This window comes from Haloterrigena sp. H1 (genome assembly GCF_005938085.1).
Classification (GTDB): Archaea; Halobacteriota; Halobacteria; order Halobacteriales; family Natrialbaceae; genus Natrinema.
This window is the reverse complement of record NZ_SMZK01000002.1, coordinates 274154-294374: the sequence shown is the minus strand read 5'-3', so window position 1 is coordinate 294374 and position 20221 is coordinate 274154. Positions and strand designations below refer to the sequence as shown.

The 20221-nt window shown below is 57.6% G+C and carries 18 protein-coding genes and 1 pseudogene; 9 read left to right on the top strand and 10 right to left on the bottom strand.

Annotation, left to right across the window (positions count from 1 at the left end; genetic code table 11):
- Positions 1–198: 198 nt before the first annotated feature.
- Positions 199–549, bottom strand: a pseudogene (locus E2L06_RS16755) (ImmA/IrrE family metallo-endopeptidase); the annotation flags it as partial.
- Between E2L06_RS16755 and E2L06_RS22815 the strand changes: the two are divergent.
- The gene (locus E2L06_RS22815; RefSeq protein WP_138782798.1) at positions 436–792 is read left to right on the top strand and encodes a TRAM domain-containing protein; all 357 of its coding nucleotides are present in this window, start codon (positions 436–438) and stop codon (positions 790–792) included. The pseudogene E2L06_RS16755 and the gene E2L06_RS22815 overlap by 114 nt on opposite strands.
- Positions 793–836: 44 nt before the next feature.
- Here the strand turns inward: E2L06_RS22815 and E2L06_RS16745 are convergent, their stop codons facing one another.
- The gene (locus tag E2L06_RS16745; RefSeq protein ID WP_138782797.1) at positions 837–1163 is read right to left on the bottom strand and encodes a hypothetical protein; all 327 of its coding nucleotides are present in this window, start codon (positions 1161–1163) and stop codon (positions 837–839) included.
- Between the two features lie 188 nt (positions 1164–1351).
- On the opposite strand from E2L06_RS16745, the gene E2L06_RS16740 reads away from it, so the two are divergent.
- The 4 genes from E2L06_RS16740 to E2L06_RS16725 all read left to right on the top strand — a co-directional run bounded on the left by E2L06_RS16740 (position 1352) and on the right by E2L06_RS16725 (position 6280).
- Positions 1352–1627, top strand: a complete 276-nt coding sequence (locus E2L06_RS16740) for a PadR family transcriptional regulator (protein WP_138782796.1) — start codon at positions 1352–1354, stop codon at positions 1625–1627.
- Positions 1628–1673: 46 nt separating this feature from the next.
- A complete protein-coding gene (locus tag E2L06_RS16735; protein ID WP_138782795.1) occupies positions 1674–3593 on the top strand; it encodes an ATP-binding protein in 1920 nt (639 codons plus the stop codon).
- Positions 3594–3813: 220 nt separating this feature from the next.
- Entirely contained in the window at positions 3814–4644 is an 831-nt protein-coding gene (locus E2L06_RS16730; protein WP_138782794.1) for a hypothetical protein, read from the top strand.
- Between the two features lie 385 nt (positions 4645–5029).
- Positions 5030–6280 (top strand): RNA-guided endonuclease TnpB family protein, encoded by a 1251-nt coding sequence (locus E2L06_RS16725; protein WP_138782793.1) that lies wholly within the window; start codon positions 5030–5032, stop codon positions 6278–6280.
- Positions 6281–6595: 315 nt separating this feature from the next.
- Here E2L06_RS16725 and E2L06_RS16720 read toward each other — a convergent pair whose 3' ends face one another.
- Genes E2L06_RS16720 through E2L06_RS16710 form a run of 3 tightly spaced genes read right to left on the bottom strand, consistent with a single transcriptional unit; the run spans position 6596 to position 10376 of the window.
- Complete coding sequence (locus tag E2L06_RS16720) at positions 6596–8782, bottom strand: (Fe-S)-binding protein (RefSeq protein ID WP_138782792.1); 2187 nt, start codon at positions 8780–8782, stop codon at positions 6596–6598.
- A 38-nt stretch (positions 8783–8820) separates the two neighbouring features.
- Entirely contained in the window at positions 8821–9207 is a 387-nt protein-coding gene (locus E2L06_RS16715) for a Zn-ribbon domain-containing OB-fold protein (protein ID WP_138782791.1), read from the bottom strand.
- Positions 9207–10376 carry a beta-ketoacyl synthase N-terminal-like domain-containing protein gene (locus E2L06_RS16710; RefSeq protein WP_138782790.1) on the bottom strand — a complete coding sequence of 390 codons (1170 nt, stop codon included), beginning with the start codon at positions 10374–10376 and terminating at the stop codon, positions 9207–9209. Before E2L06_RS16710 ends, E2L06_RS16715 begins: the two co-directional genes overlap by 1 nt.
- Before the next feature lie 254 nt (positions 10377–10630).
- On the opposite strand from E2L06_RS16710, the gene E2L06_RS16705 reads away from it, so the two are divergent.
- Positions 10631–11023, top strand: coding sequence for a CopG family ribbon-helix-helix protein (locus E2L06_RS16705; RefSeq protein WP_138782789.1), 393 nt, complete (start codon positions 10631–10633; stop codon positions 11021–11023).
- A gap of 303 nt (positions 11024–11326) precedes the next feature.
- On the opposite strand, the gene E2L06_RS16700 is transcribed toward E2L06_RS16705, so the two are convergent.
- The 3 genes from E2L06_RS16700 to E2L06_RS22810 form a co-directional block, all read right to left on the bottom strand.
- Complete coding sequence (locus tag E2L06_RS16700) at positions 11327–13438, bottom strand: PAS domain-containing sensor histidine kinase (protein ID WP_138782788.1); 2112 nt, start codon at positions 13436–13438, stop codon at positions 11327–11329.
- 320 nt (positions 13439–13758) lie between these two features.
- Positions 13759–14529 (bottom strand): response regulator, encoded by a 771-nt coding sequence (locus tag E2L06_RS16695; protein WP_138782787.1) that lies wholly within the window; start codon positions 14527–14529, stop codon positions 13759–13761.
- A 235-nt stretch (positions 14530–14764) separates the two neighbouring features.
- Complete coding sequence (locus E2L06_RS22810; protein WP_283241365.1) at positions 14765–14896, bottom strand: hypothetical protein; 132 nt, start codon at positions 14894–14896, stop codon at positions 14765–14767.
- 141 nt (positions 14897–15037) lie between these two features.
- Here E2L06_RS22810 and E2L06_RS16690 point away from each other — a divergent pair, with 141 nt between their 5' ends.
- Complete coding sequence (locus E2L06_RS16690; protein ID WP_138782786.1) at positions 15038–15889, top strand: DUF6544 family protein; 852 nt, start codon at positions 15038–15040, stop codon at positions 15887–15889.
- Positions 15890–16399: 510 nt separating this feature from the next.
- Positions 16400–18010, top strand: a complete 1611-nt coding sequence (locus tag E2L06_RS16685) for a long-chain-fatty-acid--CoA ligase (protein ID WP_138782785.1) — start codon at positions 16400–16402, stop codon at positions 18008–18010.
- Positions 18011–18455: 445 nt separating this feature from the next.
- Here the strand turns inward: E2L06_RS16685 and E2L06_RS16680 are convergent, their stop codons facing one another.
- Both E2L06_RS16680 and E2L06_RS16675 read right to left on the bottom strand, forming a co-directional pair.
- Complete coding sequence (locus E2L06_RS16680) at positions 18456–18689, bottom strand: DUF2249 domain-containing protein (RefSeq protein WP_138782784.1); 234 nt, start codon at positions 18687–18689, stop codon at positions 18456–18458.
- Between the two features lie 124 nt (positions 18690–18813).
- Positions 18814–19224: an SRPBCC family protein gene (locus E2L06_RS16675; RefSeq protein ID WP_138782783.1), complete on the bottom strand. Its 411-nt coding sequence runs from the start codon at positions 19222–19224 to the stop codon at positions 18814–18816.
- Between the two features lie 142 nt (positions 19225–19366).
- Here E2L06_RS16675 and E2L06_RS16670 point away from each other — a divergent pair, with 142 nt between their 5' ends.
- Positions 19367–20023: a helix-turn-helix domain-containing protein gene (locus E2L06_RS16670; RefSeq protein WP_138782782.1), complete on the top strand. Its 657-nt coding sequence runs from the start codon at positions 19367–19369 to the stop codon at positions 20021–20023.
- Positions 20024–20221 lie beyond the last annotated feature (198 nt).

Here is a 20221-nt window from a genome sequence, read left to right as displayed (position 1 = left end):
CTGGATCAGTGTCCTGAATAGAACGGCTTGTATTGGATGGTCGGTTGGGTGACATATGAGTTATCCAAGTCTCGTTACTCCCACTATCATACTCTAACCTAATAGTATTAGTTCCTCTCACTGATCAATTTCATAACATAGTTTTGATTGAGCAGTCACTCTCAACCCATGCGGATAATCTCGAGTAGAAGCGTTCTATCACTTATTCTTGGTCACCTCACCGATAACATCGATGAGTTCTTGAGAGGTTGAACTGATCCGCTCAAGCCGATCAAGGATCGCCTCCGGTTCATCTCCGCGCCATGCGGCAAGATAGAATGCTGACCCACTGGTATCCAACTCGAAGTACCGCCCAGCGATGTAGCCGACCGCTTCAGCCTCGAGTACACGTTTCGATCGTTCAGTCTCGTCATCAATGCCGCTGTGCAACAGCGCATGTGCGTACTCGTGAACGAGCGTGACAGCGAGATCAGCCTCGTTCTCACGATCACGGACGGCGACGCGTGGCTGCTCTTGAGGGCGGAACTCACAGACGCCCCTAGGCGACCCAACCACGCAACAGAATCTAATCAACAGATCACGGCACAGTCTGCGCCAAAGCCGCCTGTTGAAGAGAGTGAACGGCGGACTGTGACGATTGAAGACGTCGGTGAGCAAGGTGATGGAATCGCTCGCGTTGAACGGGGATATGTCATCATTGTGGCTGATGCCGAACTAGGTGACCATGTGGTGATCGAGGTCACGAATGTCCGGCAGAGCGTTGCCTTCGCTGACGTTGTTGAGCAGCAGTAACAGCAATCGGAGGCGACCTAACACCGGCTAAGAGATCTGTGTTGCTACCGGCCAGGAGTGCCGTAATCGACGTGAATGGTTGGTGTGCTCGGAGATTCCCCACCTTTCATACCGTTCCAATCGGTAACGTGGATATTTGCTAACTCGCCAGAGAACCGGAAGCGTTGAACACCAACATCGATCGAACCCTCAACAGCGTTCTTCGTAACGACAGTCGCCTCTTCTACAGGATTATCGCTAATCATTTCGATGTCACCGGCAACAGAGAACTCGAAATTCGACGGAACACCGCGTCCGACAACAGTAATACAGTTCGGAAGTTGCTCCGTGTTTGACTCACTGGATGCGGCTTTACCGTTGATGCGCGTCATACTCCGATAATTCGAACACCTCAGTATAGGCCTTCCTATCTGGAAAAATACATGATGGGGTGAATTTGTGGAAACAGGGAATTGAGACTGGTATGAGAGCTACGTTTAGGATGTATTTGGTAACTATAACATCTATGAGTTGCATATACAAGCAGGGTAACAAATATGCTGTTTATCGTGAACAGTGTATGCACGATCTGACCGGCTTCCAACGTGACCTCTTATATGTGATTGCAGGCGCTGACCAACCGTCTGGCCAAGATGTCAAAGAGGAAGTCGAGCAGTACTACAGTACCGAGATCAATCATGGCCGGCTGTATCCAAATCTGGATACACTTGTCAATAAGGAATTAGTCGAAAAAGGGCAGCTAGACCGCCGGACGAACTATTATGAAATCTCAGATGCCGGGCGTAAGCAGATCCAAGAACGGCGCGAATGGGAAGAACAATACGTCGAATTGTAAGCCCTGAGAAAAGCCCTTATACGCCTTGCGACACTTTCTCGTTTAGATGACGTCATCTCCAGACCCGGATCTGGACTCTAAAGTCCATACTCGCGTCCGTCAACAGGAGGTCGTTGCTGAACTTGGACAGCAGGCGCTCGAGACTGACGGCCTCGATCAGTTGATGCACGATGCTGCCGCTGCTGTCGCGGAGACGCTCAATGTCGAGTATGCGAAGGTTTTCGAGTTACTCCCTGGTGGTGACGAGGTATTTCTCCGGCAGGGTGTCGGATGGCGCGACGGTCTTGTCGGGAATGTGAGGGTCCCTACTCATTTCGACTCACAGGCGGGGTATACGCTGAACTCCGAAGAACCGATCATTGTTAGTGATATCAACACTACAGAACGGTTTTCCGGCCCCGAACTACTCACCAGTCATGACGTCGTGAGTGGGATTAGTGTCATTATCGGATCGGTGGAGGACCCGTGGGGAATATTAGGAGTGCATACGACCGAGCGACGAGAGTTTACCAACCACGACGCAAACTTCGTGCAGAGCGTCGCCAACGTGCTCGCCTCGGCTATCGCAAACAGGGAAACACAGAATGAACTCAAAGAGATGCACAGTCGCATCTCGGACGCATTTTACTCGCTCAACGAAAACTGGGAGTTCACATACCTAAATGACCGTGCAGAAGAGTTGATCGATATCACAGGGGAGGGCCTCGTCGGCAAAGACGTCTGGGATACGTTCGAGTGGGCGGCCGATTCGAAACCCCGAATGGAGTATGAACAAGCGATGGAAACGCAAGAATCGACCTCGTTCGAGTTCTACTATCCCGATCCCCTCGACGCATGGTTCGAAGTTAACGCGTATCCGTCCGAGACAGGTCTCTCGGTCTACTTCCGCGACATCACGGAGCGAAAGGTGCGCGAAGCAGAGTTCCGAATGGTCGTAGAGAACATCGAAGAGACTATCTGGATCACCGCGCCGGATACGATGGAATACCAGTACATCAGCCCGTCGTTCGACGACATCTGGGGTATCAGTCGTCAGCGGCTGTACGACGATCCAGGTGCATATGTACAATGGGTCCATCCAGAGGACCGCGAGCGCGTCCGCACGAACTTCAATAAACTTCCAGATGAGCCATTCGACGAGACGTTCCGAGTCGTGAGGCCCGACGAAGAGACTCGTTGGCTCCGCATCCGAGGAAAACACGTCGAAAACGACGAGGGAATCGCTCGAGTAATTGGTATCGGTCAGGATATCACCGAACGCAAAGTCTACGAGCGCGAACTCGAAAAATCGAACGAACGACTCGAGCAGTTTGCGTACGCCGCTAGCCACGACCTGCAGGAACCCTTGCGGATGGTCTCGAGTTACCTGCAACTTATCGAGAGCCGGTACGCAGACGACTTCGACGACGATGGTGAAGAGTTCCTCGAGTTTGCCGTCGACGGGGCTGAACGCATGCGTGAGATGATCGACGCCCTCCTCGAGTACTCGCGGGTGGATACACAGGGTGATCCGTTAGAACCGGTCGATTTGAATCGTCTCCTCGAGGATGTGCAGAAGGATCTCCAGATGCAAATCGAGGAGAGCAACACCACTCTTACAACTGACGATTTGCCGTGGGTCAAAGGTGACGACAATCAGCTACGTCAGGTCTTCCAAAATCTTCTGAGTAACGCGATTACGTACAGCGGGGATGGCCTACCTAAAATTCACGTCGAAGCCAATCGTCAAGGGCGGATGTGGAAGATCTCAGTTCACGATGAGGGTATCGGTATTGATCCAGATCAGCAGGATCGCGTCTTCGAGGTGTTTCAGCGTCTCCACGGCCGGGAGGAACATTCCGGGACCGGAATCGGGCTGGCACTCTGTCGGCGTATCATAGAACGCCACGGGGGCGAAATATGGGTCGAGTCTAAGTCCGGCGGGGGAGCGACGTTCTCATTCACGCTTCCACCAACTGATACGTGATCGCCTTTTTACAGGAACGAGTCAGATCGATTGACAAACTGTTCGATACGCAACTGAGAATGATCGATCCCATATAAGTCAGGAATCTGCCACGCCTACAATTATACAATCTTAGAATGATGATTTCGATATATGATTCTCTCCGTCGAATGTAAAGCCCCGTCACCGGCCATGTCCAAGGCCGTGCTGGCGCACCGCGACGCTAATCGGAGCGACTAAGATGGTGAGCGTGTCCCGGCCACCGATTCCCCGCTCGTACCGTATCGCATCGCTCACGACGCTGCTCCTAACGATAGTTGCCACAGCCGTCGGACTGTTCGTCCCGAACTTTTACCGCGACGACCCGGTGTTGCTTCCCCAGATCTACGGACAAGATCTGTTAACGCTCGTGGTTGGCGTTCCAGCCCTTGCTGTTTCGCTATATTACGCAAACCGTGGGTCGCTCCGAGGCTACGTCGTTTGGCTTGGCGTGACTGGCTACCTGTTGTACACCTACGCCTCATACGCGTTCATGACCGCGTTCAACGAATTGTACCTCGTGTATACGACGTTGCTCTGGCTGACGCTGTTCACGTTCGTCGGCGGGATGGTCCGGCTCGACGCGGCGGCGCTGAAACGGGACCTCGGTGAGGCGTCCGTCCGCCCCTACGTCGTCTTCCAGCTATTCCTGGTCGTGTTAGTCTCGTTGCTATGGCTCTCGGAGATTCTGCCGGCGACTCTTGCAGGGACGACACCAGCGAGCATCGCCGAGCCGGGACTCCCGACGTCAGTCATCTACTCGCTGGACCTGGGTATCATCATCCCCGCATTTGCCCTGACGGCCTACTGGCTCTGGAACCGTCGGCCCTGGGGATACGCGTTCACCGCTGTTCTGCTCGTGAAAATCGCCACGCTCGGCGGCGCGGTCCTAGCGATGATAATCTACATGATCCTCGACGGACAACCTGTGCCGCTGCCCCAGATCCTAATCTTTGGAACGCTGACGGCCATCAGTCTGGGGCTGATGGGTCGATTTCTGGTCGCAATCAGTCCCGGGTCCAACCCAGTTTAGGAAGGAACGAGCCCAGATAGTGGAATTGAAGCGTAAAAAGTCGAGATTCCCAGCAATAGTATCCTGGTGTCAACGATTGCGGCAATCTTGAATGTGACCTGTATCTTCAAACGTCACAAACCACTCTCCCAGAGTGCAGTCGCTGTGCCGCCGACAAACTGGGTTGGCTGACGCGGATCTAGCGACTGCTCAAACACACATCCTTCAGTGTAGAGTTACGATACATCTTCGAGCAGTGCATGTCTATCTTTGAACAGCGAGAGAATTCCGGCGTTTACGCCGGGCGTGAATCGCGTCACTCGGGTACACAACCCACAGTCGATGGCAGGCTGGATATTTAACGTGAATCCACACCGCTAAGTTGGATTGTCTATATAGGCTATGTATGGCGATTCAGGTTACTCGCAGCTATGTTGGTTCCATTCAGAACCAGCGACAGGTCTGCGATGCCCTGGATTTGCTCGGAGACGCCGCCTCGAAGATCTGGAACGTCGCACGCTGGACAGCCGACCGCATCTGGGATGAAATCGGCGAGGTACCCGATGAAGGGACGCTGAAGGCATATATGAAGAATCAAACGTGCTGGAAAGACCTGAATGCACAATCCAGTCAGAAAGTCATCGAAGAACTCTCTGACGCTTTCCAGTCGTGGTTCGATCTACGACAGAACGACGAGACGGCGAATCCGCCCGGCTACCGCAAACACGGTGACGAACGACCGCGCAGTACGGTCACGTTCAAAGCAGACGGCTTCAAACACGATCCCGAGAACAACCGTGTCCGACTCTCGAAAGGGTCGAACCTTAAAGAGAATTGGTCGGACTTCATCCTCTGTGAGTACCAGACCCGGCCAGATGTCAACCTCTCAGAAGTCGCCCGAGTGCAGAACGTTCGCGCCGTCTGGAACGGTGACGAGTGGGAACTACACTTCGTCTGCAAAGTCGACCTCGAAACCAACGACTCCGCAGGCGGCGGGGTAGCAGGCATCGACCTCGGCATCACGAATATCGCCACGGTCGCATTCCCCAACGAATACGTCCTGTACCCCGGCAACTCGCTCAAACAGGACAAGCACTACTTCACCCGGGCTGAGTACGACACCGAAGGTGAGAACGGCCCGTCAGAGAAGTCGATGTGGGCGCGTCGGAAACTCGCAGACCGCGAGACGCATTTTTACCACGTTCTCACGGACACCATCATCACCGAATGTGTCGAACGCGGTGTTGGAACGCTCGCAGTGAGTTGGCCCGAAGACGTTCGAGAGTCCGACTGGGGGAAGACGGGGAACAAGAAGTTGCACTCGTGGGCGTTTGACCGCATCTACCAGTACCTCGCATACAAAGGCGAGATTCGTGACGTCGAGGTGCTGAAGGAGAACGAGTGGGATACCAGTAAGACCTGCTCACGCTGTGGCGATGCGACGAAGTCGAACCGTGTCGAACGTGGCCTGTATGTCTGTGAGTCGTGTGAGTTGGTAGCCAACGCGGATTGTAACGGAGCGGAAAACATGCGCCAGAAGATAACTCCGAGTCCTCACGGTGAGGATAGGAGTAACGGCTGTGTGGCACAGCCATCGGTACACCTGTTCGACCGCGAGAGCGGGACGTTTCAGACGAGAGAACAGGTCGTGTCGTAGACCAGTAAATATCCCACCCGCGGTACGGGAAGCCGCGCCGTTTACGGCGCGGAGGATGTCACGAGCAGGCCGATCCCGAACTCGCCGAACACGCTTGGTAACTCGCCGCCGATCGGCTCGTTGACTACAACGTCGAGCCACGGGAAGCAATCGACGCACTCGAGATAGGATCGTAGAAAACGGTCTCAGAACGAGTCAGATAGGGTGTCACCTCAAGTATTAGAACAGTTCGTCGAGCGGGCGGTCTGCGTCGTCCTCGGTGATAGCGTCCGAGTCTGGTATTGGAATGCGGTACGGCGGTAGGATTATAGCTTCTTAGTCCGTGGCGACCTCGACCTTTGCTTCCTCGGTCTTGCCGATGGCCTCGACGATGAGTTCGGCGACGTCGACGATTTCGATCTCGTCCTCGTAGCCGCCGGTCTTGCGGCCGTCCTCGTACATCGTCATGCACATCGGACAGGCGACGACGAACTTCTCGACGCCGCTGCCGGCGTCGGTGTCCTCGAGCGCCTCACGAATCCGTTCCTCACTCGGTTTGGGCTCTTCTTCGAAATCCATCCAGAGGCCACCGCCACCGCCACCACAGCAGAAGGAGTTGGCGCGGTTGCGGGGCATCTCGTCGAGTTTACAGCCCGTCGCTTTAATGAGTTCGCGGGGGGCCTCGTACTCGTCGTTGTATCGGCCGAGATGACACGGGTCGTGGTAGGTGACCGTGTAGTCGAGTTCCGTTCCCGACAGGTCGAGGTGACCCTCGGAGACGAGTTCCTCGACAGCCTGGGTCCAGTGAAGAACGTCAATTTCGCCGTCTGCGTTCCATTGCTCGTCGTACTCGAAGGGCATCATCGGGTCGTCGGCGAACTCCTCGAAGTCGACCTCGGGGTACTCGTTTTTGAACGTGTTGTAGGAGTGGGGGTCCGTACAGACGATCGTATCGAACTCGCAGTCTTCCCAGGTCTCGACGTGGTGGCCGGCGAGTTCGATGTAGAGGAACTCCTCGCCGACGCGGCGGATGTCGTTGCCGTCGAACTTCTCGTCGTCGAAGAGGATCCCGAAGCTGACGTCGGCCTCTTTGAGAATGGTCGCCAGCGACCGCGCGACTTGCTTGTTGCGCTCGTCGTAGCTCGGGAAGTCACCGACGTACCAGAGGTAGTCGACTTCCTCCTCGCGGGCGTCGGACACGTCGAACTCGAGTTCCTCGGTCCAGTCACCGCGATTCCGTGGAGAGTCACCGAAGGTGTTGCCGTTTTGCATGACGTTCTGGAAGACGTCCTGCATGCTCGAGTCGATGTCACCCTGATCGGTGAGCTGGCGGTTGAGCCGGGTGAAGCTGTTGAGGTGCTCAATCTCGACGGGGCAGGCGTCCATACAGGCCATACAGGCCATACAGGACTCCATCGTCTCGGCATTGATCACCGAGGTGCCGCCGTCGGCGACGATCGGCTGTTCCTCGCCACCGGCGTCGAGCTCCTCGCGATAGGATTTTAGATCAAGGATGACGTTACGCGGATCCAGCGGGCGATCGGAGGCCTTGGCGGGACAGACCGACGAACACCGGCCACACTTGGTACAGGCGTCTTGGTCCAGCAACTCTTTCCAGGTGAAGTCGTCGATGGACTCGGCGTTGGTCGCGTCCAGATCCGAGGGGACGTTGGGCAGCCGTTTCCCGGCTTTTTCGTCGCGGGTGACGACGTTCGCAAAGGACGAAAGCATGTGGAACGGCTTGGCGTAGGGGATCCACGCGATGAAGAAAAACGCAACCAGCGAGTGGGTCCACCACGCGAGCCAGTGGAGGTTCTCGACGTTGAGTCCGGCTCTGTTGAACCCGGCCTGGGCGGGGCCGAGCGTCGCCAGCCCGAGCGCGTCGAAGCCAAGCGCCATCCCGTAGGCGACGAAGCTGACGACCTCGTGGTCGGGAATCCCGGCGCTGTAGACGCGCAGTCCCTCGAGCAGGAAGCCACCGATGCCGAGAGCGAACAGCGTCCAGATGAACAGATCGTCCTCGGCGGAGGTGTGACGATCCCAGAGGCGGTGGTTGCGGACCCAGTAGCGCCGGTAGAGGGCCATGCCGATGCCGACGACGAACAGCAGCCCCATCGCGTCGACCATGAACTGGTAGGCGAGATAGAAGTCTCCATTCCAGAAGGAGATATGGAGCAGCTTCTTCGCGGCGTACTCTTCGACCATCAGGATGGAGGTTGCGATAAACAGCGTCAGGAACCCCCAGAGAATAAACGAGTGCATCAACCCGCCGTAGAGGTCCCTGTTGAACTGCTTCTCGTTCGAGAGGACGATCTTGGCCGCGCTTACGATGCGACGCTGGAGATTATCGACTCGAGGGAACGACTCGTCGTCTCCCTGGGCGTAGCGGACGAATCGATGGAAGACACCGTAAGTGAAGACAGCAACCGTGACGAACGCAAGGAAGTAAAACACCGCATACTCGACGCTGGTGATTCCCCAGTACGTTTCCCTTGCGACATCGGTCTGTGCTATGAGGTTCATGTGACGAATACAGAAATGATTATTTCTTACAGCTAGTCTTACTCCGTTGGACGAAAGACGATCGTTCGTTCGTCTGCCGTCTCGTTTGATTCGACGGTCGCGGTGACGCAGTCTCCGATTTCGACGTCGTTCTGATTGATGTCCCGCATGATCCCCGTGAGCCGCACGCCGCCGAAGTCGGCGACGGCGGTAACGTAGGGTGCGTCGTCCTCGAACTGCGGCGTCGGCACGAACACGGTCGTGTGCGTGACGATCTCACCAGATTCTGGCAGGTCTCGCACCGCTAAGTCGCGGTCGCCACAGTGGGGGCAGGCACGCCGTGGGGGCAGCAGTCCGTGCTCGTTCTCGCAGGTGAGGTAGTAGCCCTCGCCGTCCGCGAGCGCGTTGAGGAACGCGTCGTACTTGCCGTTGGTCACGTCAGTCATTACTCCATCACCTCCAGGACGTGAACGGTCGCACTGGCGACCGTGCCACCGGCGTTCTGGGCGACACCGACCGTTGCGTTGTTGGGAACAGCGTCAGCGCGCGGGTGAGTACCATCGAGCAGCGTCGCGATGGCCGCCACCTGGGCGGCTCCGGTCGCACCCACTGGATGCCCCTTCGCTTTCAGGCCGCCGGAGAGGTTCACCGGCAACTCACCGTCGCGGCGCGTCTCGCCGCGGCGGGCCGCCCCAATTGCCTCGCCGTAGCTGTAGAGTCCGAGCGCCTCGAGGGCAAGAACCTCGGCGATCGTAAAGCAGTCGTGGACCTCCACGAGAGAGATGTCGCTGGGCCCGATATCGGCGTCGTCATAAGCTTCTTCTGCGGCCTCGCGAGTCGCGGGCGTCTTCGAGAGCGACTGGCGATCGTGCAGCGCCATCGTATCGCCGCCGTGGCCGGCCCCCGTGATTGCCACATTGGTGTTAAGGCCGTGTTCGTCGGCGTAATCCGGCGAGGTCAAGACGAGCGCGGACGCACCGTCGCTGATTGGACAAGAGTCATAGAGGGTAAAGGGAGACGCTATTTCGGGCGCGCCGAGTGCGTCCTCGACCGTGATCTCTTGCTGAAGGTGTGCGTGGTCGTTGACGAGCGCGTTGTCGTGGTTTTTGACTGCGATGTGAGCCAGATCCTCGTGAGTCCCACCGTACTCGTCGAAGTAGGCCCGCGCCATCAGCGCGTACGCACCGGGGAAGGTGACGCCCGACCGGACTTCATAGAGATCGTCGGCCGCGCCGGCCAGTCCCTTCGTCGCGCCAGCCGTGCCCATGTTCGTCATCCGCTCCATGCCACCGGCGACGACGACGTCTGCCTCGCCGCTTCTGATCGCACGGACGGCGTCATGGACCGCAAGCCCGCTCGAGGCACACGCGCTTTCGATCCGCCGCGAGGGAGCGGTCGTCCCGAGCGTTTCTGCCATGAGCGGTCCCTGATGGCCTTGCCCTTCCGAAAGGGTGCCGACGAAATTGCCGTAAAAGAGTTCGTCAACGTCCGCAGCAGGGACACCCGCGTCCTCGAGGGCGGCGAGGCCGGCCTCTGCGAACATGTCCCTTCCCGTCCGGTCGGGATGCGATCCAAACGACGTCATACCTGTTCCCGTAAGAGCTACATCCGACATTAGCTACCACTGTTAAGACTTTGACCGCTACATATAACAGTGTCGGATAATGGGTCGGTAATCAAAGACGCTGGACACACTAGGGTGGAGGAGTATTGTTACTCTGCTGAATTTCGATTCCAAACCGGGCGGCGTTCACCGTGTAACATCATCGATTTCGGTGGCTGAGAAAGCAATGAATAACGGTGTTACTCCCAAAACGGGAGTTTCGTTAGCGTCGGGACTCTTACTCCGGGGTGACGAAGTAATAGACCATGCGAACGAGTTTCAATATTCCAAATGAACTTCTCGAAGAGTTCGATCAGGTCTGGCAGGATGAAGGGATCGACAATCGGTCACGGGCAGTCCGAGAAGCGATGCAGGAGTACATCGAGTCGCATTCGCGGCTTGAAGAGTTGACCGGCGACGTTATTGCACTCGTCGCTTTCGATTACCGGCATCATGAAGTCATAGAGGTCCTTCACAGTGTTCAACACGAGTATCAAGACGTGATTCTCAATACGAGCCATACCCATCAGGGGGAGTGGTGTCTCGAGTCACTGTTCTGTCGGGGCACTGTTGTGCGGATTCGAGAGTTGAGTTACGAGCTTCGAGACTTCGATGGAGTGCATCGGGTGAAACTCATGGTTCTTCGGGACAGCCACTAGGTAAATCGCCTCGGGGTCAAGTGGTTCGAGAGACCTTCGGTCTCTCGTCATCACGAGACGGCTTTGCCGTCTTGGGCGACCCCGAGGCTTTCGCGTGGACTCCCGTTCTATGCCTCGGTAGAGCCAGGGGGTGCGTGCTTCCCGCTCACGTTCAGGTCCCGCGATTCAAGCGCACATTTTGTGTCATCGGTTGTCGGCTTCCTCCCCGACCTCAAGGGTCGGGGCATCCGCCTTGTATCGCCTGTGAATTCTCCCTCGAGTTCGAGCCAGATACCGGAGACACCTGCCATCGGCCACATCACATCACGTCGGATTCCGTTGTGCTGTGGTCACTTCGAATCGTGCGCCTCCCTCCTCGCTTTCGGTCACATCGACCGTCCAGCCATGGGCTTCGACGATACCTTTGACGATTGCAAGGCCAAAGCCTGTCCCGTCACTCGTCGTCGAGTAGCCCTGATCGAATATTGCCTCGCGTATCGCACGTGGGATCCCGGGTCCGTCATCGGCGACGTAAAATCCGTCACCGCTCTCGAGCCGACCGATACGGATCGTCACGTCGTCGCCGCCATGGACTAGCGCGTTCGAGAGGAGATTTTCGACTAACTGCCGCAGTCGACCCTCGTCGGCATCGACACAATAGTCCGCAAGCGCGATGTCGATGGTCGCACGGTCGCTCGGAATCGTCTCACAGACCGACTCGAGCAGCGTCCGCAAGACGACCGGCTGCGTCTCGTCGACCTGCTGGCCGTTCCGTGCAAGCGTCAGCAGATCGTCGATGAGCGCGTTCATCCGTTTGTGAGCAGCCTCGGCGCGATCGAAGTCTTCCGCTGCGCCGCTCTCACGAGCGAGTTCGAGAGCAACCTGTGCGACTGTCAGCGGGTTCCGAAGGTCGTGACTGACGACGGAAGCGAACTCCTCGAGGCGAGCGTTAGTCCGCTGGAGTTCACGCTCACGCTCTTTTCGCTCGGTAATGTCCTGAAACGCGCCGCGCGCACCGATGAGGGTGCCATCGTCGTCGTACCACGGTGCTCCGAGCGTTCGAACCCAGCGCTGCTCATCGGTGGCCGTGATGATCCGCAACTCCAGATCGTAGCCCTCCCCTGTCGTCTGCAGTCGTTCGAACGCGTCCACAATCGTCGCTCTATCACCTGGGTGGTAGAAGTCGATACCGTCTTCGATCGCCGGCTCGTACTCGGCTGGCAGTCCGTGGATACGGTGGACTTCATCGGTCCAACGCATCGTCTCCGTTCGGAAATCGACTTCCCAGCCGCCGATATCCGCGACAGTCTGGATCTGTCTGAGAAACTCCCGTTTTTGCTCGAGTTCCCGGGCACGCCGTTTGTGTTCCGTGATGTTTCGCCCCTCCGTGACGAGCAGGACGACCTCGTCCCGTTCGTCCGTGATCGGCCGAATCGAGAAGTCGATGATGGCAGTTTCATCGGCTCCTCGTACTTCGACGTCGTATCGGACGAACTCGCCAGTTGCAGCCGATCTGACGGCGTCTTTCAGCTGCGTCTGAGTGTGCTCGTCGAGCTGCCACCAGTACGTGTCCCATATCGGCTGGCCGATGACCGCCTCACGCTCGAGACCGCCGAACTCGAGTGCGGATTCGTTGGCCTCGAGCAGTGTCCCGTCGGTGTCGATCAACCCGATATACTGGTACGTCTGGTTGAAGATAGCATCGTACCGACGCTCCCGATCCTTTTGGGCGGTGATATTGCGCGTCGCGCCGACGAGTTTCTCGACGGTTCCATCGACGATAACGGGGGCGATCCGCGTCTCCCAGTAAGGACCTTCGTTAGGGACGGAGACGAGTTCTTCGTATTCGATCGGTTCACGCCGGGCAACACACTCTCGATACTTCTCGAGGATGGAATTACCCTCTTCGAGACCGAAGACGTCTCGTAACCCCCGTCCACGGAGTTCGTCGCTGGTAAGGCCCGTGTGGCGTTCGTAGGCAGGATTGACGCGTTCTAACCGGAACTCGTCTTCGTCCTCGTCGAGATCGATGAGAAAGAGCGCATCCTGTGTGTTCTCGAACAACGTTTCGGCGAGTCCGACTCGTTCCTGATGTACCTTGCGCTCGGTGATTTCACGGGCAAGTATCGTGAGCCCGTCCCCGGTGGCGTACAGAGTCACTTCGATCCACACGTCGACCGGCTCGCGGAGTCGCGTTTCGAACGAGTATGTTCCTTGTGTTTCGATGGCGTCCCGGCAGTGTGACTCGAATGCTGACCCGCGAAACGCCGGGATAGCGTCCCACACGACCGCACCGTCGATGTCAGCGGCCGAGATTCCAGTCCACGCAGCCATCCGGTCGTTCCAGTACGTGACGCGTCCCTCGGTATCCACTGCACAGCATGCATCCGAGACCCGCTCGATCAGTTGCTCGTCTGTTGATCGGTCATTAGTCATCTACATAATGTCGTACAGCGGCGGTTTCGGGGCATCGTGGTAGGACTGCGTTCCGGTCGGTTCCGGGCAAGCGGTAGAAAACAGTCGTGCCCCGTGTGGCAACTCCAGCGGTCTGCTCGTCGCTTTTCGTTCGCACAAACGCTTCGAAACGGACATCATCGATCGCACAGCGGTCAGACACTGCGCGTTTGCGAGAGGGCACTGACACACTCCTTCGAGACACGTTTTCGGCGTACATTCGTGACAGAAATATAGCTTTATTGATGTATTGGGGGCCGCCCGCGATCTAGTCGACGCGCTCGTCTCGAGCATAGACGGCGTTAGTCGGCAGCGACTGCCTTGCGGATCCGTGCTGCCAGCTCGTCGTACCGCTCGGTATCCGGTCCTTTCTGGACGTAGTCAGTAACGCCAGTTTCGATCGCCTGGCTCGCAACTGTTTCACTTCCTTTCGCGGTGAAAACAATGAACGGAATGGTCGCGTCCTCTTCGCGAACGGCTTTTAAAAAGTCGAGACCGCTAATCGCCGGCATCTGATAATCACTCACAATACAGTGGAACGACACTTCCTCGAGTCTCGTCACCGCTTCGAGGGGGCTCGTCGCAGTAGTGATGGTCATATCGTCGTTCTCGCGCTCGATGTAGGCACCGATCGTTTCGGGGAGTCCTGGTTCGTCGTCGACGAGCAACACCCGAACCTCCTCGCGCTCGTCGGGCTGACTGTGCGTTTCGCGCACGCTCTCGATTCGGATCTGATGGCGAACTGCAAGGTCAAGCCACTCGCCGATTTCGCCGTGAAGATTCGTGGACTCGGCTATCTGTTGCTCCGGATCGTACGTCACAAGCCCGGCGTCAACGAGCTTGGGGAATTGACTGTGATGTAACGACGTGCGTAGGTGTTCGTGCTCGATCTCCTGGGGTTCGTCCCCACTGATCTCTGCGATCACGTCAGTGAGTTCGTCGACCGTCGCAACTCTGTGCTGGCGAAGGTGAAACAGCACGGTTCGCCGACTCGCGTCGGAGAGTACGTGAAACAATTCATCGCCCGAGAGATCAGCGTGATCACGGCTGCCCGGAGTATCATCGTCTCCCATATCTGGTAGAGATGACCACACAATCATAAGCATTATTTACAATTTGAAGATATTACAAAAATGGCCGATAGTCCAGCTATGCGGACATCTCTTCGCGACATCGGATTCTTGTGGCTAGTGAATACGCGACCCGATCAGTCTTACCGAATTTCCAGCTTGGATTCAATCCGTTGCTATCGTAGAATATTTTCGGTTCGGTTCTGGGGTGCCGAAATAGCCCAAAGCGCACCATCCTTCAGGAAGACTCGTTTCTATCGAGTGACTGCCCTCGATATAGCTCGGCGATGTCCTGATCAAACTCGTCGATCGAGACGACATCGCCGTCGGCGAGATCGTCGTACTGCTCGACGTACGCCGTCGCCGTCACGACCCTTATCGATCTCTCAGGACTGCGTCGTCCTCTCCCTACTGAACGTGATCGCACACGTTACTGCTCCAGTCACCGCTGTTCTGGGACGTGTCTCAAGCGGGAGGATACGCTTTAGGGAGCTGACGTGAACGTGCATCCATGTGCACTACTCGTCTTCGAAAACGCGTCACCGGAAGCTGCATCGCGCTCCTCGTCATCGTTCTCGCCACCGTCGGCTGGCGTCGGCGTAAGACGGCCCAGGATGTGGCCGAACTTCGACAGGTAGCGACCACGAGACGCGAAGGGACGTTCTCGGAAGAGGACCTCGAAGGGCTCCCGACTCCAGTCTACGCGTATCTTGACACCGTTCTTCAGGAGGGACAACCATACATCGACTCGGTCTATCTCGAACAGACCGGCAAGCTACGTCCCGGTGACGCAGCATCACCGTGGAAACCGTTTGCAGCGACACAGTACGTCACAGTCGATCCGCCAGGGTTCGTCTGGGACGCGTCAGTCTCCCTCGCACCGTTCGTCTCGGTCCGCGTCCGTGACCAGTTTCACGACTGGGCGGGAACTGCGAACGTTTCGCTGTTCGGTGTCGTCCCACTCGAGGGCGATGACTCGAGTTCGGAGTTAGACGAAGCGGCACTGATGCGGTACCTCGCCGAGGCGGTCTGGTATCCGACCGCGCTCCTTCCCACAGCGGGCGTCGAGTGGGAGTCGATCGACAAGCGGACGGCGAAAGCGACCATCGAAAACGGGGACGTATCCGCTTCAGTCACGTTTTCGTTTACCGAAAACAACGAGGTGGCGCACGTCTCCGCCGATCGGTATCGACACGTTGACGGGGGGTACGAGGTGACGCCCTGGTCCGGCTACTGGCGAAACTACGAGACTCGAAACGGTGTTCGCGTTCCGACGGCGGGCGATGTCGTCTGGCACCTTCGGGACGGAGACATGCATGCGTGGACGGGGCACGTTACGAAACTTCGGTACAACGAGCTGTGACCGCCCTGACTTCCCTCACCGCCCGCCGTTCTATAGTAACAACTGAAACGATTTGCACACCGACGGCAGGGGCCGCAGTTCTCGCTCACCCCATCGCTCCGACCCGCGCTCCCATCGTGCGATCGGGTGTGCAGTGACTGCCAGTGGCTACTATGGCTCACTCACTGCGACGGTTCGATAGATTCAACAACAACCACGATATATGATAGCATGGCTGCCAGGGCAGCCAGCGATGACAGTCGTTTGCCGCACTTCGAGGGCGATGATAGCGTCCGCTTGACGCTACTCGCCCTCTCCTGTGACTTACGCCGCATTCAAGCCCCAGCTCTATGCTGGATATCGGTCACGAACAGCCGATGCGTTGCTGCGACGTGTCCGAGAGTATTCACGGCCCGACGACCACGCGCACCCATCTGACAGATCGAGTCCATCACGAATTATTATACTCAATTTGTTTCGAAATTCGGGGAATTGAGTTAGTTTTAAACCACCACCAGCACTCGATCGAATATGGATCGACCACTGCTCGTACCGCAGTTTTTAGACCGCGCCCGAACGTATTTTGGCGAGGAAGAGGCTATCATCGCTGCGAACGGCGATCGATTCACCTACGACGAGTTCGGCGAGCGGGCCGACCGACTCTCGGCAGCACTGCAGGACCGCGGCGTCGAAAAAGGTGACCGCGTCGCCGTGCTCGCGCCTAACACCCACTACCACCTCGAGTCCGTCTACGGGATCACACAGATCGGTGCCGTCCACACGCCGCTGAACTACCGGCTCGTCCCGTCGGATTTCGAGTACATGCTCAACGACTGTGATGTGACCGCGATCATCGCAGACCACGAGTACGCCGATCAGGTCGAGGCCGTCCGTGACGAGGTTCCGGTCGAGACGTTCATCGCGTCCAACGCCGACGCGGTCGACGGTGACTGGGAGGACTTCGACGAGGTTCTGGCGGGCACCGAGCCGACGTACGACCGGCCCGAAATGGACGAAGAGGACATCATCACGATCAATTACACCTCAGGGACGACGGGCGACCCGAAAGGCGTGATGCGAAACCACCGCGGCGAGACCATCCACGCCTACTGTTCGTCGGTTCACCGCGAGATCAGCGACGACGACGTCTATCTGTGGACGCTGCCGATGTTCCACGTCAACGGCTGGGGCCACGTCTTCTCGATTACCGGCATCGGTGGCACGCACGTCTGTACGCGCGGCGTCGACGCAGGCGACGTGTTCGAGGCGATTCAAGAGGAAGACGTCTCGTACTTCTGTGCCGCTCCGACCGTGCTCAACATGCTGCTCGACTACTACGACGAAAACGATCCGGTGACGACAGGCGACAACGACGTTCGCGTCGCCACCGCCGGCAGCGCCCCGCCGGAAGCGACGATCCGAACCGTCGAAGACGAGTTCGGCTGGGAGTTGGCACACGTCTACGGCGCGACCGAGACCGGCCCCCTCATCGCCACCTCCGAAGTCAACCGCCTCCTCGAGGACGATCAGGCCCGCTACGACATCAAGAAGCGACAGGGAATCCCGATGCTCGGCACGGAGATCCGCGTCGTCGACGACGACGGCGACGAGGTCCCGTGGGACGACGCGACGATCGGCGAGATCGTCGTCCGTGGCAACCAGATCATGGAAGGCTACTGGGAGAACCCCGAGGAGACCGAGCGGGCGTTCAACGACCGCCTCGAGGGCTGGTTCCACATGGGCGATCTCGCCACCGTCGACGAGAACGGCATGATCGCGATTCAGGACCGCAAGAAGGACATCATCATCTCCGGGGGCGAGAACATCTCGAGTATCGAACTCGAGGACGCGCTCTACGAACACCCCGAGGTCGCCGAAGTCGCCGTGATTCCGTCGCCGAGCGATCAGTGGGGCGAGACGCCGAAGGCGTTCATCGTGCCGGCCAACGGTGACCCGACGGATCCCGGTGTGACCGCCGAGGAGATTATCGACTTTACCCGCGAGAACCTCGCGAGCTACAAGGTCGTCCGCCGGGTCGAATTCGTCAAGCAACTGCCGACGACGGCGACCGGAAAGGTCGAAAAGTACGAACTGCGCGAGCAGGAGTGGGACGAAGAGGACTCGCTGGTCGGCCAGGGATAACAGGAGCCGACAGTACGTGCTCACACGGGACGTCCCCGTCTCGACCGTTGTCACCGAATCGAGGTCGCTGGCATCAGTCTCGTGGACGTATCGCCTATTCTGATCGTCACCAGTAGGTGAATTTCACAACCATTTTGGTTGAAATAGCAAATACGACAAAGATATAATTGCGCCCTCGTGATGAAGCGTATGGTTCAGTACGCGGCCTCGCGGTGTTCTACCTGCGGTGGCAAACAAAAACGACGGGCGGACGACTCTGCTTGGTGTCCGAACTGCGCCCAGTTCGATCCCGCTGCGTCGAAGTCGTAAGCCGTCGGGTCGAACAGTCCTCGAGGCGAGTGACCGCGACATCTGTTCGTCTCCGTCGAGACGAGCGGTTTCGATCCGATACTGACAGCAGGAGCTCCTGTCTCCGACAGCCCTGACAGGGAACCGTTTCAGCCGACTACTTTTTCGGGAATTTTGCGACGAATTCGTTCTCACCTCGATGGTCGACAGTGTAGCCATCAGCGTCGAATGCGTCGACTTCGGCCTGTAGTTCGTAAAACAGTGGTTTCGGCTCGTGGTCGTTGATGAGCGTCAGGGTATCGCCACTCTCGAGGGCAGTAAACGTCTCGTGGATCTTCGAATGGCGCTTCGCCGGTGGAACCTCACGAACGTCGAGGGTTGTCTCTGCCATACAACTTCTGCTCGGGGCTCTCACGATGAGGGACTTGTTCCGAATATGTTCAGGTGCCGGTGGCCGGCTCCATGTACTGGGTGGAGACCCGTTCTGCCGATACTGTTCGCAGCTAGTTGCCGTGTCAGATTTCATCGGCGAGATACTCGAACTGTGCCGTGAGTTCCCGCCGTCGCTGTCGCTTGATAACGGTCGCATCCAGGATCAATCCCACGAGCGCAACGTCGACTTCGAAGTCCGTCGTCGCGGTGAGTTCCGTGTGGTCACCGCGGCCAGTCAATTCGTATCGCGTCGTCATCTCCTTGAAAACGCCATCGCGGTGCTCGTAGGCGAGCGCTGCATCCGGGTCGTCAACGAGTTCGACCTCGAGTTCGATCGTCGCGAGTCCGACGCTGTTCTCGAGTGTCAGCGTCGTACCCGCTCTGTCGACGGTATCGAAGTCGGCACCATACATGAACGGTTCGACATCCGTTATGAGTGCGCGGAGTGTCTCCGGATCGGTGTCGAACCGCCGCGATAGCGAGACCGTTTCCATGGCTGGACAGCGACGACGTGGCGACTTACTGCTGCCGGTCCTGCGCGGAATCGTTCGCTGTTCCCCCTCTCCGCTCGACTGGCCGTCCGACTCGAACATGTTCGAACACACTGATACACGGCGGGACTCTATATCGGCATCCATGCCCACTGCTGAGATCACGATAACGATTCCGGACCGGATCTGGATCGGCGAACTCTCGCGGGACTATCCGGACGCAGTTTTCGAGATACTCACCGCGTTCCCCAAAGCGATGGGCGGTGTCGCACTCACCGAGATCTCGCATTCGGATGTCGGTGCTGTCGTTCGAGCGATGGACAGCTACGACGATGTCACGAATATCGATGTGCTCCAACGAACGGACGACAGTGTCCTCATCCAGTTCGAGACATCGTCACCGATCCTGTTGTTCCCGGTTCGAGAAGCCGGTACACCGCTCGAGTTACCGTTTACCGTCAGTGACAGCACAGTCGACTGGGAGATTACTGCGGCCAGAGAACGACTCTCCCTGCTCGCAGAGCAGTTGCGCGAGTTCGACATCTCGTTTACCGTAAAGTCCGTCACCCATCGCATCGAAACGACACAGTTGTTGAGCAAAAAGCAGACTGAACTCGTGCAACGAGCGATCGAACTGGGGTACTACGACACACCACGCGAGGTCACGCTGACAGAACTCGCTGCTGATGTCGACATCGCGAAATCGACCTGTAGCGAGACGCTCCACCGAGCTGAAGAGAAGATTATCAAGCAGTTTGCGACGAGTGCTACCGACATCGAGATCGATCCGTCAGCATCGTAACGCCGGGTACGAGCAGGGCCTCTCGAACGATCACAGCGCCGAGAAACGATTCACTGAGTGAAACCCGATCCGCGCTCGAATTGGGACTTCGTGATACGATCCCGTGTTCGCTCGTAGACCCACGTTCGGGACGCCGCCGACTCGTGCTCGCCCATATCGGATATTTTATCCGGTATCTAGGTTTGGCCGAAGCTGTCC